The sequence below is a fragment of the Streptomyces sp. NPDC045022 genome, from assembly GCF_056432605.1.
On sequence record NZ_JBWKIR010000008.1, the window covers coordinates 38058 to 52522 of the forward strand.

14 protein-coding genes are annotated in these 14465 nt (G+C 70.6%); 7 read left to right on the forward strand and 7 right to left on the reverse strand.

The window, feature by feature from the left end; genetic code table 11:
- Positions 1-15: 15 nt before the first annotated feature.
- Both AC07C1_RS16420 and AC07C1_RS16425 read right to left on the reverse strand, forming a co-directional pair.
- A complete protein-coding gene (locus AC07C1_RS16420; protein WP_478939527.1) occupies positions 16-1626 on the reverse strand; it encodes an N-acyl-D-amino-acid deacylase family protein in 1611 nt (536 codons plus the stop codon).
- A gap of 9 nt (positions 1627-1635) precedes the next feature.
- Positions 1636-2907: an amino acid deaminase gene (locus tag AC07C1_RS16425; RefSeq protein WP_478939529.1), complete on the reverse strand. Its 1272-nt coding sequence runs from the start codon at positions 2905-2907 to the stop codon at positions 1636-1638.
- A gap of 163 nt (positions 2908-3070) precedes the next feature.
- Between AC07C1_RS16425 and AC07C1_RS16430 the strand changes: the two genes are divergently transcribed.
- The 5 genes from AC07C1_RS16430 to AC07C1_RS16450 all read left to right on the forward strand — a co-directional run bounded on the left by AC07C1_RS16430 (position 3071) and on the right by AC07C1_RS16450 (position 7475).
- Positions 3071-4102: a sugar kinase gene (locus tag AC07C1_RS16430; protein ID WP_478939530.1), complete on the forward strand. Its 1032-nt coding sequence runs from the start codon at positions 3071-3073 to the stop codon at positions 4100-4102.
- Positions 4099-4863 carry an IclR family transcriptional regulator gene (locus tag AC07C1_RS16435; protein ID WP_478939532.1) on the forward strand — a complete coding sequence of 255 codons (765 nt, stop codon included), beginning with the start codon at positions 4099-4101 and terminating at the stop codon, positions 4861-4863. The genes AC07C1_RS16430 and AC07C1_RS16435 overlap by 4 nt, the downstream gene beginning before the upstream one ends.
- Positions 4860-5270 carry a RidA family protein gene (locus AC07C1_RS16440; RefSeq protein WP_478939534.1) on the forward strand — a complete coding sequence of 137 codons (411 nt, stop codon included), beginning with the start codon at positions 4860-4862 and terminating at the stop codon, positions 5268-5270. The genes AC07C1_RS16435 and AC07C1_RS16440 overlap by 4 nt, the downstream gene beginning before the upstream one ends.
- Positions 5271-5377: 107 nt before the next feature.
- Positions 5378-6853 carry a GntP family permease gene (locus AC07C1_RS16445; RefSeq protein ID WP_478939536.1) on the forward strand — a complete coding sequence of 492 codons (1476 nt, stop codon included), beginning with the start codon at positions 5378-5380 and terminating at the stop codon, positions 6851-6853.
- Positions 6854-6935: 82 nt separating this feature from the next.
- The gene (locus AC07C1_RS16450; protein ID WP_478939537.1) at positions 6936-7475 is read left to right on the forward strand and encodes a hypothetical protein; all 540 of its coding nucleotides are present in this window, start codon (positions 6936-6938) and stop codon (positions 7473-7475) included.
- Between the two features lie 3 nt (positions 7476-7478).
- On the opposite strand, the gene AC07C1_RS16455 is transcribed toward AC07C1_RS16450, so the two are convergent.
- From AC07C1_RS16455 to AC07C1_RS16470, 4 genes are all read right to left on the reverse strand, one after another.
- Positions 7479-8819 carry a M14 family metallopeptidase gene (locus AC07C1_RS16455; protein ID WP_478939539.1) on the reverse strand — a complete coding sequence of 447 codons (1341 nt, stop codon included), beginning with the start codon at positions 8817-8819 and terminating at the stop codon, positions 7479-7481.
- Between the two features lie 580 nt (positions 8820-9399).
- Positions 9400-9615 carry a hypothetical protein gene (locus tag AC07C1_RS16460; protein ID WP_478939541.1) on the reverse strand — a complete coding sequence of 72 codons (216 nt, stop codon included), beginning with the start codon at positions 9613-9615 and terminating at the stop codon, positions 9400-9402.
- 48 nt (positions 9616-9663) lie between these two features.
- Positions 9664-9885, reverse strand: coding sequence for a DUF397 domain-containing protein (locus AC07C1_RS16465; RefSeq protein WP_478939543.1), 222 nt, complete (start codon positions 9883-9885; stop codon positions 9664-9666).
- A 9-nt stretch (positions 9886-9894) separates the two neighbouring features.
- Positions 9895-10746: a helix-turn-helix domain-containing protein gene (locus AC07C1_RS16470; RefSeq protein ID WP_478939545.1), complete on the reverse strand. Its 852-nt coding sequence runs from the start codon at positions 10744-10746 to the stop codon at positions 9895-9897.
- Between the two features lie 202 nt (positions 10747-10948).
- On the opposite strand from AC07C1_RS16470, the gene AC07C1_RS16475 reads away from it, so the two are divergent.
- Both AC07C1_RS16475 and AC07C1_RS16480 read left to right on the forward strand, forming a co-directional pair.
- The gene (locus tag AC07C1_RS16475) at positions 10949-11353 is read left to right on the forward strand and encodes an ATP-binding protein (RefSeq protein WP_478939547.1); all 405 of its coding nucleotides are present in this window, start codon (positions 10949-10951) and stop codon (positions 11351-11353) included.
- Positions 11354-11386: 33 nt separating this feature from the next.
- Positions 11387-12295, forward strand: coding sequence for a hypothetical protein (locus tag AC07C1_RS16480; RefSeq protein ID WP_478939549.1), 909 nt, complete (start codon positions 11387-11389; stop codon positions 12293-12295).
- Between the two features lie 166 nt (positions 12296-12461).
- Here AC07C1_RS16480 and AC07C1_RS16485 read toward each other — a convergent pair whose 3' ends face one another.
- Entirely contained in the window at positions 12462-14189 is a 1728-nt protein-coding gene (locus AC07C1_RS16485) for a chitinase (RefSeq protein ID WP_478939550.1), read from the reverse strand.
- Between the last annotated feature and the right edge of the window lie 276 nt (positions 14190-14465).

Genomic DNA, 14465 nt, shown 5'->3' on the forward strand with positions numbered 1-14465 from the left:
CGCCGGGCCGGGCGGTCACACCGGCGTACGACGGACCGCCCGCCCCGCCAGTACGTCCGTCCGCTTCCCGTCCTCGATGACGAACCGGCCGTCGATCAGCACGTGCGGGATGCCGGCCGGCAGGCAGCGGGGCGCGGCGAAGGTGGCGCCGGGTGCCACCGTCTCCGGGTCGAAGAGCACCAGGTCGGCCCGGTACCCCTCGCGCACCAGCCCGCGGTCCGGCAGTCGCAGCCGGGCCGCGGGCCGGCCGGTGAGGTGGGCGACGCACTCCTCCAGCGTCAGCACCCCCAACTCCCGTACGTACCGGCCGAGGTAGCGCGGGAACGTGCCGTACGCGCGCGGGTGCGGCTTGGCGCCCCGGAGGATGCCGTCGGAGCCGCCGGTGTGGGTCCGGTGCCGCATGATCGTGCGGACGTTCTCCTCGTGGCCGACGTGTTGCAGGATCGTCGTACCGAGCCGGTCCTCGACCAGCAGGCGGTGCGCCGTGCTCCAGGGGGCCTCGCCGCGCGAGGCGGCCGACTCGCGGACCGTACGGCCCACGAAGTCGCCGAGCGCCGCGTCCGTCACCCCGGAGACCTCGATCGTCTCCCACTCCACGGGCACGCCGTGGCAGCCGTCGGAGCCGGTCACCTCCAGGTCGTACCGGATGCGCTCGGCCGTCGCCGGGTCGGTGAGCCGGGCCAGGGTCTCCTCCGGGCCGCCCGCGCTCGCCCAGCTCGGCAGCAGCGCGGCCAGGGTGGTGCAGCCCGGGGTGTAGGGATAGGTGTCCAGCGTGATGTCCGCGCCCGCGTCCAGGGCCCGGTCGAGCAGGGCGAGCAGCTCCGGCGCCCGGCCCTCGTTCACGCCGAAGTTCATCGTCGCGTGGGCCAGGTGCAGCGGACAGCCCGCCTCCCGGGCCAGGGCGACCATCTCGGCGTAGGCGTCCAGCGCGCCGGCGCCGTAGGAGCGGTGGTGCGGGCAGTAGTAGCCGCCGTAGCGGGCCACCACCCGGCACAGCTCGGTCAGTTCGGCGTCCTCGGCGTACATGCCCGGGGTGTAGGTGAGCCCGGAGGACAGGCCGACCGCGCCCTGCTCCATCCCCTCCGCCACCAGCCGCCGCATCCGGTCCAGCTCCTCGGGAGTGGCCTCGCGGTCCTCCCAGCCGACGGCGAGCGCGCGGACCGTGCCCTGCGGGATGAGATAGGCGGCGTTCACGGCGATCCCGCGGTCGAGCCGGCCGAGGTACTCGCCGACCGTGCGCCAGTCGAAGTCGATGTCGTCGCCGAACCCGTTCCAGCCGGTGATCGCCCGCCGCACCTCCGCCAGCGTGCGGTCGTCGGCCGGGGCGTACGACAGCCCGTCCTGGCCGAGCACCTCCAGCGTGACCCCCTGCGCCGCCTTCGCGCTGTGGTCGGGGTCGCGCAGCAGCGCGAGGTCGGAGTGGGCGTGCATGTCGATGAAGCCGGGGGAGAGGACCAGGCCTTCCGCGTCCACCTCGCGCATGGCGCGCGGACGCTGGCAGCCCGCCGCGGCGGCCTCCTTGACGATCGAGACGATCCGGCCCCCGTCGACCACGACGTCGGCGCGGTAGGAGTCCGCGCCGCTGCCGTCGACGACATCGGCGTCCCGGATGACCAGGTCCTCCACGCGGGCCTCCTAGAAGAACGTACGGACGTAGTCGACGACCGTGCCGTCCGCCTCGACGACCGGGATCAGCTGCCACTTGTCGAACGACGTGCACGGGTGGGACAGGCCGAAACCGATCCAGTCGCCGATCGCGATGTCCGCGTCCGGGCCGGTGCGCAGCCACAGGTGCTGGTCGGACAGGGCGCTCACCTCGATGCCGGTCGCCGGGTGCTCGGTGCCGTTCCGGCGTACCACGTGTGCCACCGGAAGGTCGAGGTCGTGGGCGGCGTCCCGCTTGCCCGCGTTGACGAACGCCTCCGTCGGGGAGGGCCGGGACACCACCTGGGCCCACAGCCGGAACGCGGGCTCCAGCGCGCCCTCCTCGGGCACCCGGTTGAACGGCGTCAGCCGGCTGTAGTGCACGTCGTCGTGCGACACGTACGCCCCGGAGCGCAGCAGCTTCAGCACCGGGAGGGTGAGTTCGGGGACCCCGGCGAAGACGTCGGCGACCGTGTCGAACCACTCGCTGCCGCCGGCGCTCACCACGATCTCCCCGGCGCCGCCGAACCGCCCGGCCTTGTCGAACTCCACCGTGAGCGCGACCAGCCGCTCCAGCCACTCCCGCACCCGCTCCGGCGTGGCGCCGGGCACCTGGGCCTCGTAGCCCGCCACGCCGACGAGCCGCAGTGTCCCGGCGCCGGCCACCGCGTCGGCGACGGCCCGGGCCTCCGCCTCCGTCCGCACACCGGTGCGGGCCCCCTCACCCGCACCCAGCTCCACGACCACGTCCACCGGGCGGGCGGCGCCCCGCAGGGCCGCGTCCATCAGCTCGACCCCGCGCACGGAGTCGACGTAGCAGACGAAACGGTAGTCCGGGTCGGCGGCCAGCTCGGCGGCGATCCAGCGCAGGGCCGAGGCGTCCACCAGCTCGTTGGCGAGGAACACCCGCCGGATGCCGAACGCCCGGGCGACGCGCACCTGGTGGGGTACCGCCAGTGTGATGCCCCAGGCGCCGTGCTCGATCTGGCGGTGGAACAGCTGGGGGGCCATGGAGGTCTTGCCGTGCGGGGCGAAGGCGAGGCCGTGCCGGACGGTGTACGTCTCCATCAGGGCCAGGTTGTGCTCCAGGCGCTCGGCGGACAGGGCGAGGACCGGGGTGGTGAAGCCGTCGGCCTCGTGGAAGAGGTTGCGGCGCCGGGCCGTCAGCTCGCCGACGGTGAGGCCCCCGGCGTCCGGCGGGAGGCCCTTGAAGCGGTGGTCGACGCGTTCCTCGGCGAGGCGGGCGAGCGCTTCGGTGCTCATGGAGCCCCTCTCTTGGCGTTGCATCATATGCAACAACCATTGCGTGTGGTGCTACTGGTGTCTAGCATCTCGCCGACACCGGGTCAACGGAGCCGCCACCCGGGCATCGACAGGAGTCATCATCGACGACGCTGCTTACGCCTCGACCGTTGCGCGCGACCGCATGGACATGGTGGACGTCGTGGCGCTCGGCGAGTCCATGGTCACCTTCCTGCCCAGCGGGCCGGGCCGCCTCGCGGACGTGCCCTCCTTCCACCGCGCGATCGGCGGCGCCGAGTCCAACGTGGCCTGCGTGCTGGCCGCCGCCGGCCACCCGGCCCGCTGGGTCGGCCGGGTCGGGGCGGACGGCTTCGGCGACCACCTGGTGGAGCGGATCGCCGCGCACGGGGTCGACGTGTCGGCCGTATGCCGGGACCCGGCCCGCCCGACCGGCATCTACTTCCGCACGGCCGGCGACCGGGGCACGGACGCGCACGAGGTGGCGTACTACCGGACGGGGTCGGCGGCCTCGGCGATGTCCGTCGGCAACGTGGACCTGCCGGCGGTACGGGCGGGACGCGTGCTGCACCTGTCGGGCATCACGGCGGCGCTGTCCGACGACTGCCGCGAGCTGATGTACGAGCTGACGGGCCCCGGCCCCACCCGGCCGCTGGTCTCCTTCGACGTGAACCACCGGCCGGGACTGTGGCGCGGCGCCGAGGGACCGCCGGTGCTGCTGGAGCTGGCACGGCGGGCGGACGTGGTGTTCGTGGGCGAGGACGAGGCGGAGGCGGCCTGGGGGATCACCGGCGGACCGGAGGCGATCCGCGCGGCCCTGCCGCACCCCAGGCTGCTGGTGGTCAAGCAGGGGGCGCGCGGGGCGACGGCGTTCGAGCGCGCGGCACCCGCGGCACAGCCGTCCGCCTTCGCACCGGCCCTGCACGTGGACGTCGTGGCGACGACCGGTGCCGGTGACGCCTTCGCCGCCGGCTTTCTCTCCGCCACCCTGCGCGCACTGCCCCTCCGGGACCGGATCCGGCACGGCCACCTGACCGCCGCCGCCACCCTCACCGCACCCGGCGACCTCGCCGCGCCCCCCTCCCGTGACCACGCCGACCGCCTGGCCGCCCTCGACGACGACGCATGGGGGAGACTTCGACTCGGCCCCGGCTGGACGCAAGCCGCGCAGGCCCCGGAGGAGGCGAACACCCCATGAGTCAGACCGTCGACCGCGCCCTGAGCATCCTGCCGCTGCTCGCCGAGGGCCCCGCCGACCTCGGCCAGGTCGCCGACCGCCTCGGCGTCCACAAGTCCACGGCGCTACGGCTCCTGCGCACCCTGCACGAGCACGGCCTGGTCTACCGCCAGTCCGACCAGCGCTACCGCCTCGGTGCCCGCCTCTTCGCCCTCGCCCAGGAGGCGATGGAGAACCTCGACATCCGCGAGATCGCCCATCCCCACCTGGCCCGCCTCAACGAGGCCTGCGGACACACCGTGCACCTCGCCGTCCACGAGGACAACGAGGTCCTCTACATCGACAAGGTCGACAGCCGCTACCCGGTGCGCATGTACTCGCGGATCGGCAAGCCCGTCGCCATCACGGTCGCCGCGGTCGCCAAGCTGCTCCTCGCCGACCTGCCCGAAGCCGAGCGCCGCGCCCTCGCGAACAAGCTCGACTACCCCCTCTACACGGCCCGTTCCACCCCCAACGCCGCGGCCTTCCTGCGCGAGTTGGAACAGGTGCGCGAACAGGGCTGGGCCACCGACCTCGGTGGCCACGAGGAGTCCATCAACTGCGTGGCCGCACCGATCCGCGGCGCCGACGGCCGCGTCGTCGCGGCGATGTCGGTCTCCGCGCCCAACGTCGTCGTCACCGCCGACGAACTCCTCACCCTGCTCCCGCAGGTGCGCCGTACCGCGGACGCGATCAGCGGCGAGTACTCCGGAAGAACGCCAGCGAAGGGCACCACCGTATGACCGAGAAGACCGCGCTCACCCCGAAGACCCACACCACCCCGCCCGCGAAGTTCTCGCACGGCGTGCGGAAGGGCAACATCCTCCAGGTCGCCGGCCAGGTCGGCTTCCTGCCCGCCGAGGAGGGCAGGCCCCCGACGCCGGCCGGTCCCACCCTGCGCGAGCAGACCCTCCAGACCCTCGCCAACGTCAAGGCGATCCTCGAAGAGGGCGGCGCCGGCTGGGACGACGTGATGATGATCCGCGTCTACCTGACCGACGTGGACCACTTCGCCGAGATGAACGCGATCTACAACGCCTACTTCGAGGAGCAGGGCCTCACCCAGCCGCCCGCCGCCCGCACGACGGTGTACGTCGGTCTGCCGGCCGGCCTCCTCATCGAGATCGACGCGCTCGCCGTACTCGGCTGACGCCACCCCAGCTCCCGCACGTCCCGCACGGCACGGCACTCTCCGGGGCGCCGTGCCGCGATCCCCCCTGCCCGAAAGCTTCATGAACTTACGCAGAGGACCCCCGCATGCCCGTTCAGCTCGCCGCAACCGCCCCCGCCGCACCACCCCACACCGGAGGCCTGCTCCTCCTCCTCGACGGCACCACCGGACTGCTCACGGTCGCCGCCATCGGCATCGCCCTCCTGCTCTTCCTGATCATCAAGGCGAGGCTCCAGCCCTTCGTCGCCCTCCTCGTCGTCTCCATAGCCGTCGGCCTGCTCGCCGGCCTCTCGGTCACCGAACTCTTCGGCACCGTCCAGCGCTCCGACGCCGTCTCCACCATCGAGTCCGGCATGGGCGGCATCCTCGGCCACGTCGCGGTCATCATCGGGCTGGGCACCATGCTCGGCGCGATCCTCGAAGTCAGCGGTGGCGCGGAGGTACTGGCCTCCCGGCTGCTCGGCCTGTTCGGCGAGCGGCGCGCCCCGCTGGCCATGGGCCTGACCGGCCTGATCTTCGGCATCCCGGTCTTCTTCGACGTCGGCATCTTCGTCCTCGCGCCGCTCGTGTACGCGGCCGCCAGACGCGGCGGCAAGTCGATCCTGCTCTACTGCCTGCCCCTCCTGGCGGGTCTCTCCATGACCCACGCCTTCCTGCCCCCGCACCCCGGCCCGGTCGCCGCCGCCGGACTGCTGCACGTCCAGCTCGGCTGGGTCGTCCTCATGGGCATCGTCTGCGGCATCCCGGCCGTACTGGCCGCGTGGGTGTTCGCCGCCTGGATCGGCAGGCGGATCTTCGTCGCCGTACCGCAGGACATGGTCGAGGCCGCGCAGGAGGCGAAGCGGGCCGTCGTCGCCGAACAGCGCGCCCAGGGCGTGACGCCGGCGGAGCAGCCGGTGCCGCTCGGCACGGTCCTCGCCATCATCGGCACGCCCCTGGTGCTGATCCTCGCCGCGACGTTCTCCTCGATCGCGCTGGATCCGTCCGCCGGCCGCTCGGTACTGGAGTTCTTCGGCCACCCCTTCGTCGCCCTCACCCTCGCCCTGCTGCTCGCCTACTACCTGCTCGGCATCCGGCGCGGCTGGTCCCGCCAGTCCCTGGAGGCGGTGTCGACCTCGTCCCTGAAGCCGGTCGGCAACATCCTGCTGGTGGTCGGCGCGGGCGGGGTCTTCGGCGCCGTACTCAAGGCGAGCGGGGTCGCCCAGGCGCTCTCCGACACCTTCGACGGCGTCGGCCTGCCGGTGATCGTGCTGGCGTACCTGATCTCGCTCGTGCTGCGGATCGCGCAGGGCTCGGCCACCGTGGCCATCGTCACCACGGCGGGCATCGTGGCGCCCCTGCTGACGGAGGGTCACCACTCCCAGGCGTTCGTCGCCCTCGTCATCATGGCCATCTCGGCCGGTTCCATCTTCGCCTCGCACGTCAACGACGGCGGCTTCTGGATGGTGTCGAAGTACTTCGGCATCAGCGAACGGGACACCCTGAGGACATGGACGGTACTGGAGTCGGTGCTGTCCGTGGCGGGGTTCGCGGTCGCGGCGGCGGTGAGCGTGTTCGTCTAGGCGACGTACGAGTGGCCGGTGTGCACCACGGGATGGGCGGGCTGACTGGTTCCGGCACAGGGAAGTCGTCCATACTGCCGCCGTGGAGCAGCGCATAGGATCGAGCAGCAAGCCCCTGAAGGGCGAGCCCGTGACGGGCGCCGGTTTCGACCCGGCCTTCATCCCCGGCATCACGGCCCCGGCCCCGGCCCCGGTCCCGGCTCAGGCCGAGACCGAGCCGCGGGACGCGGAGCCGGAAGCGGTGGCGGAGCGGGAGCCGGAGGAGCCGGCGCGTGCCGGGGAACCGGAGCCCGGGGACCCGGCACAGCCGGAGGAACCGGCGGACGACGAGAAGGCGGCCGACGGCCCCGTCTTCGAGGCCGCCGACCGCCGCGCGAAGATAGTGGCCGACCACACGGGCGTCCGCCTCAGGCTGGACGAGGAGTCCTGCGAGTTCCGCTGGGACGAGATCGCCGCGGTCGAGACGGAGTCGCCCCGCTTCGGCAAGCGCTTCACGATCACCGTGTACACCCCTGACCGCCGCTGGTACCCGATCGAGATCGAGGCGACGGCCAGGGCGCGTTTCGAGGAGTGGGACGAGCAGCTGGACGCGGTGCTCGACGCCTACTTCGAGGAGTCCTAGCCGCTAACCGCAGTACTGGGCGGCCTTCCCGATCGCCCGGTACATACAGTCCGCGTTCTCCAGCAGCTGCAACACCGCGTCCTTGTTCCGGGAGGTCTCCCGCTCGATCACCTCGTCGGGCGGGTAGAACCCACCCCCGCCGGACGCCGGATACATCTCGAAGGTGTAGTCGAAGATCTTCTGAGTTCCCCACAGATAGTCGTCGATCGACCCGTCCGTGATGTACAGGTCACTCGACTGCTCGGCGGTGTACCCGTTGCTGGCGGCCATCTTCCGGCCCACGGCCTGGTACGCGGCGGCGTCGTCCGCGGTCATCCCGGTGGCGGTGTCCGAGTAGGTGTACCCGAACGGCCACAGCACCAGCTCGCTGTAGGTGTGGAAGTCGATCCCGGCCTTGATCTGCTGCCTGCCGCCGACGACCCGGCTGCGCACGAAGTCGGCCACGACCTTCACCTCGGGCGCCGACTCGGCGGCGGAGCCGCGGTAGGTCTCGGACGAGGCCGACCCCGAGGACCCGCCACAGCAGCCCCACTTGTAGTTCCAGTTCCGGTTGAGGTCGGTGCCGACGTACGAGGAGCCCGAGTTGGGCTGCCGGTTCTTCCGCCACGACCGGTACGACCCGGTGGCGATGTCGTACTCGCCGCCATCCGGGTTCAGATCCGGGACGATCCATATCTCCCGGCTGTTGACGATGTTCGTGATCCGGGAGTCGGTGCCGTAGCCCGCGCCGAGTTCGCGCAGCAGGTACAGGGCCATCTCCACGGTCAGGTGCTCACGGGCGTGCTGATGGAAGGTGAACAGCACCTCGGGTTCGTTCTCGTCCGTCCCCACGTTGTCGCTGACCTTGATGGCGACGATGTCCCGCCCCTGATACGACTTCCCGATCACCCGCTTGCTCATGATGCCCGGGTAGGCGGCGAGACGCTGATCGATCTCGGCGTTCATCTCGGCGTAGTTGTGGTACTTCGAGTCGGCGGTCGGGAAGTCGTACAGCCGCGGCCCGGACCGCTCCGGCGCGGCCCCCAACGGGCTGACGTGGTAGCCCAGTCGGCGCAGCTCACGGATCTGGTCCGCGCGCCCGGAGACGACGACGGTCTCCTCATCGGCCTCGTCGACCGTGACGCCGGTCGCCTGAATGGCCGTACGGGTCACGGGAGTCGTGCTCTGGTGGATCTCGTACTGCCGGATGTCGTCGCCGGCGGGCGCGACCTTCCGGACACTGTCGGCGCTGGCCTGCGTGGCGGTCGCCGAGACGGGGGCGGCGAGGGCGAGGGCCAGCAGTGCGCCGAGCCCGGCGATGCGTCTGCTGCCGCGCGCGCCGGAGCCGCGGGTGCGAAGTCGCATGAACTCTCCTTGGGTCTCCAGGAATTCCGGGGTCGCCGGAATGTGGGGGTGGAGCTGGGAGCGGGGGGTGTACTTCGGTGCGACGTGCGGGTGGGGGTGCGGACCGGGGGCGGGATCTGCTGCGGGTCTGCTGTGAGTCCGCTGTGCCGGTCGGCGCTCAATGGTCCAGCTATGTCATGGTCATATCAAGCAGTGGCAAAGTGGTCCGGCTGAAAATCGCCGGGCGTGGCCTCCTCGAACCGACGTACGGCAAGGTGGGTGTCAGCCCAGCAAGAGAGAGTAGGGCCCACCGTGACGGAAGCGAACGAGGTGGACCTCGTCCATCTGGAGGACGAGCGCGGCAACCGCTGCGTCGTACGCGTGACGGGCCCCCGCCAGACCCGGGAGTGGCACCCTCCGGGCCGACGTGCTCCTGTCGGCGAGCTGTGTCGACGCCCGCCTGGACGTCTCCCTTTTCCCCGCCGGCCTGGACGCCCGGCAGGGCGATCTGGTGACCAGCAGCGGCGTGGCCCGCCGCGCCTCTGCGTTGTGGAAGCAGCACAGGGCGACGGCGGAGGCACGCGGTGGAGCGCGGCGGGTATCAGGGTGGGGTCGGAGGCGAGGAGCGCGGTGTAGACGTCGTGCTCGAAGATCTGCACGGGCCCATGCGGCGCAGGATGTCGTCGGCGCGCCCGACGGAGACGGACTGCTGGGGCGCCGGCTCCCGCGTGGGCAGATGCAGCAGCATCGCGTTCGGCCCGACCGCCAGATGGGTGGCGGTGCTCTGGTGCCCCATCACATGAATCAGCCCGTGCACGGGTGCTCCTGCCGCCCGCAGTACAGGATGGCCCCGGAGAAGGCGGCGTCAGCGGCCGAGACGCACATGCGGGCCCGTCGAGGAGGGGCTCATCTTCAGCGCCTCGATGAAGGGGGCGAAGGTACGGGCCGGGAAGGTGAGGGTTGCTCTGGCGGGGGCCTTGGAGTCGCGGACTGATATGTGGGTGTCGAGGTCCGCTATCTCGACGCAGGTGTTCCCATCACCTCCGCCGGAGTACGACGACTTCCGCCAGCGGACGGCCTGGCTCATGCGGGTGCCTCACAGTTCCTTCGTCATGCGGTGGATGAAATCCCGTGACTCCACGGGCTGAAGTGCTGCCAACTCCACCTTATTGAGCATGGCCCGGAAGCGCGCCAGCTGAGATTCGGCATCGACGAAGGCGGTGCCGTGCGGAGCGTCGCGCAGCACCGTATCCAGCTGGGGGAGCGGGCCCCCGACGTACATCATCTCGATCCCCGCCCCGGCGAACCCCTCCCGGGCCAACGGGATGACGCGCACGGTGGCGTGGCCTTGCTCGCTCGCCCGCAAGACTGCCAGTAGTTGCTCACGAGCGGTACGGCGATCCGAGACCAGGATACGTAGCGCTGCCTCGTGGATGATCGTCTCGTAGGGGATGGGAATGTCACGCTCCAGTACGGACCTGCGCCTCATCCGGTGCTCGACGCGAGGCCTCAGCTCGCTTTCTGGCAGCTCCGGGACCATGTACCCGAAGACGGCGCGGGCGTAGTCCGAGGTCTGGAGCAGTCCGGGCACATGGCTGGTGACGACCTCACGCAAGCACGTGGCGTGGTGCTCGATCTCGGCGACATCCAGGAAAACCGGCGGCAGTACTCCTCGGTACTCCTCCCACCAGCCCTGCGTGCGGTCTGTGGCCATCGCGACCAAGGCCTCGATCAACGTCTCGTCGGCGCAGGCATAGTGGGCAGCCAGGCGTCGTACCCGCTCCTCGCTGACTCCCGCGAGGCCCGCTTCGACTTGACTCATTTGAGCCGAGGTTGAACTGAGCAGGCCCGCCACCTCACGCGCTTTCAGGCCGGCGGCTTCTCGAAGCCTGCGCAGCTCGGTGCCCAGGCGCACCTGCCGTGCCGTGGGTTGGCTTCTTGGCGCCATGTGCCCTCCCGACCCTCAACCGCCCCGTCGACGTGCCTCGTTCGGGGTCAGGTTACGCGACGAGCTTGCGTGAGGAAAAATTTTTGCTCTACCGTCAGTGATGCAAGGCACACGCAGCGGAAGTGCACCGTTCCGGGCTGCCATGCCGGTTGCGGCAATGCCACCGCGTGCGAAACCCATTACTCACAGTCGGAGCTGACGCATGCCCGAAACCTGGGACTACACCCTCTACATCCCCAACGACCTCAGAGCCGTCACCGTCTGCCGCCGCACTCTGCGTCTGATCCTGACCCTGCACGGTCTGATCGGGCTGGTCGATACGGCGGAGCTGCTGGCGGCGGAGTTGGTGTCGAATGCCGTGCGGCACACGAAGGGGCCGGCTGCGCTCAGGGTCCGCCGAACCGCTGAGGGGGTGGTGTGGATCGGGGCGTGGGACACGGATCCCGAGCCGCCCCCGCCGCCCCGACCGCTGGGCCAGGTCGCCGAGCTGGAGGACGGGCGGGGGCTGGGGCTGGTGAGGGCCTGCGCGGACTACTGGGGCTGGCAGCCGTCGGCGCGGTTCGGGGACCGGGGGAAGTACGTGTGGTGCGAACTCGCGGCGGGCTAGCTCGTTGATCACGTCGTACGGAAAGGAGAGCTGATGGTCGGCTCGTCGCATGAGGCGCTGCACCGGATCTTCCAGAAGGATCCGGCGCTGCTGACCCGGGCGTTACAGCGGGTGCTGCACGTGCCCTTCCCTGAACCCCGGGAGTTCGCCGCGCTGAACGTGGACCTGACGGAGATCGAACCGGTCGAGCGCCGGGTGGACACGTTGCTGCGGGCGGAGACGGACGAGGGGACGTATCTCCTCGTGGTGGAGTCGCAGGGGAAGGTGGACGAGCGGAAGCGGGGCAGCTGGCCGTACTACCTTTCCTACCTGTACGAGAAGTACCGCTGCGAGCCGGTGCTGATCGTCATCACCCAGAGCAGCTTGACGGCGAAGTGGGCGTCGCGTCCGATCCGGTTCGGCTTCCCCGGCTGGGACTCCCTGGTGGTACGGCCGCTCGTGCTGGGTCCGGACAACGTGCCGGTGATCGCGGACGAGCGTCAGGCCGAACGGGACGTACCCCTTGCGGTGCTTTCGGCGATGACACACGGGCGTGGCCCGCAGGCTCCGGCCATACTGGAATCCCTGGCCACCGCCCTGCGGACCATTGACCCGGACACCGCCGCAGTCTTCGTGCAGTTCATCGACTCATGCCTGACAGACCCCCAGGCGAAGCAGATGTGGAGGGACCTGATGACGGCGATCCAGTACTTCTGGCGACACCCCCTGGCCGAACAGGTGCGCGAAGAAGGCCGGGAGCAAGGCCGCGAGGAGGGCCGCGAAGAGGGCCGGGCGGAGGCGAAAGCCGAGATGGTCCTCCGCGTCCTGGAATGGCGCGGTATCCCGGTGCCCGACGCCGTCCGTGAGCGGGTCGAGACCTGCACGGACCTGGACCAGCTCGAGGTGTGGGCCCAACGCGCAGTACACGCCACGGACGCGACGGAGCTGTTCGCCGAGGAGTGAGGGCCTACGGGGAGCCGCCCAGAGGGGTGGTCACCGGAAGGGGATGTCGAGCCAGGGGCTGCCGGGCTCGGTCATCAGGATGCGATGGGCCACCATGTCCTGGGGACGGCACGACAGCGCCCGGCGCGCGAAGGCGCCGGGCGGTGTGGGTCAGTGGTTGCTCATGTCACGGGAGCGCGTGTACATGCGCCCCTACCGAGTTCGACCACGCGTTGCCCGAAGACGCGTCCCAGTTCGTGGACCAGGTCATCGCGCCCCGCAGGCCGGGGTAGGTCTTGGACGGCTTGAAGGTGCCGCAGCCGGTGCCCTTGGCCAGGCAGTCGAGGGCGTTGTTGACCACCGTGGGGGAGACGTAGCCGCTGCCGGCCGCGCTCGTGGAGGCCGGGAGACCTAGGCCCACCTGGGACGGGGAGAGGCCGCCCTCCAGCTGGATGCAGGCGAGCGCGGTGAGGAAGTCCACCGAGCCCTGGCTGTAGACCTTGCCGTCACAGCCCAGCATGGAACCGCTGTTGTAGTACTGCATGTTGACGACGGTGAGGATGTCCTTGATGTTCAGGGCCGTCTGGAAGTAGGAGTTCGACGTCGACTGCATGTCGATGGTCTGCGGGGCCATCGTGATGATCAGGGACGAGCCCGCCTTAGACGACAACGCCCGCAGCGCCTGCGTCATGTAGGTCGCGTTGAGGCCGTTCTCCAGGTCGATGTCGACGCCGTCGAAGCCGTACGTCTGCATCAGCGCGTACACGGAGTTCGCGAAGTTCGCCGCCGACGTGGCATCGCTGATCGACACCGTGCCGTTCTGGCCGCCGATCGAGATGACGACCTTCTTGCCGGCCGCCTGCTTGGCCTTGATGTCCGCCTTGAACTGGTCCACCGTGTAGCCGCCGAGGCCGGCCGAGTCCAGGTTGAAGGCCACCGTGCCCGGCGTCGAGGTCGCGTCCGCGAAGGCCACCGCGATGATGTCGTAGGCGGAGGGGACGTCCGACAGCTTCTGGACCGTGGCGCCGTTGTTGAAGTTCTGCCAGTAGCCGGTCACGGCGTGCTTGGGGAGCGTGCCGCCCCCGCCCCCGCCTCCGCCGCCGTTGTCCGCGGACGTCGTGCCCGTCACCACCCCGGACTTCGCGGACTCGCCCGCCGAGTTGGTCGCCGTGACCTGGAAGGAGTACGAGGTGGCGGCGGAGAGGCCGGTCACCGTTGCCGACGTGCCCGTCACCGCCGTCACCTTCGTGCCGTTCCGGTACACGTTGTAGCCCGTCGCGCCCGACACCGCGGACCAGGACAGGGAGACCGACGAGGAAGTCGTACCGGAGACCGTCAGGCCGGCCGGGGCGGCGGGGACGGTCGGGGCCGGGTCGCCGCCTCCGCCGCCGTCGGGACCGTAGACCGAGACGTCGTCGGCGTAGTAGGCCGCCTGCCCGTACCAGCCGTGGGTGTACACGGTGACGGAGGTGGTGGAGGAGCCCGTGGTGAACGTCGTCGACAACTGCTTCCAGGCCGTCGTGTCCGGCGTCCAGGTCGAGACGTCCGTCGTGCCCGTGCCCGTCACGCCCAGGTAGGAGTAGCCACCCTGGACCCACGCGCTCAGCGTGTACGTCGAGTTGGGCCTGACCGCCACCGACTGGGTGCACTGGGCGTTGTCCTGGCCGGCCGGGGTCGCCTTCAGGGCGGCGGTGCCCCCGTGCACCGGGGAGGAGACCGTCGCGCCGCTGCCGGCCGTACAGGTCCAGTTGGCCAGGCCCGACTCGAAGCCCGCGTTCCGGACATTGTTGACGTCCGCCGCGGACGCGGGCGAGGCGGCGGCGAGGCCCGCGACGGAGAGGGCGAGGGCGGTGGCGGCGGACCACGTCACGAGCCGCCGTCTGCGGGGTCTGGGTATGCCTGGTGCGCGGTCCACTGGAGCCTCCGGTGGGGGAGTTCGGCGGGGAGGGGTGAGGAACGGTGGCCACCGCTGGCCTCCAAGTTGGTCCAGACCAATCGGGGTGTCAAGAGGTCCAGACCAAACCCGTCTCCGCCTGTCGACGCAACCTGTCCTGTTTTGGCGGGACTTGCGCCGAGAGAGTTGCACGCGAGCTTCACAAACGCTGTTCTCCGGTCATACGGCCGTGGTTACAGTGCTCACGTAGTCACGCAATGAAGTCGTTCTGGCGCATTGGAGTAACACCGGTGGGCC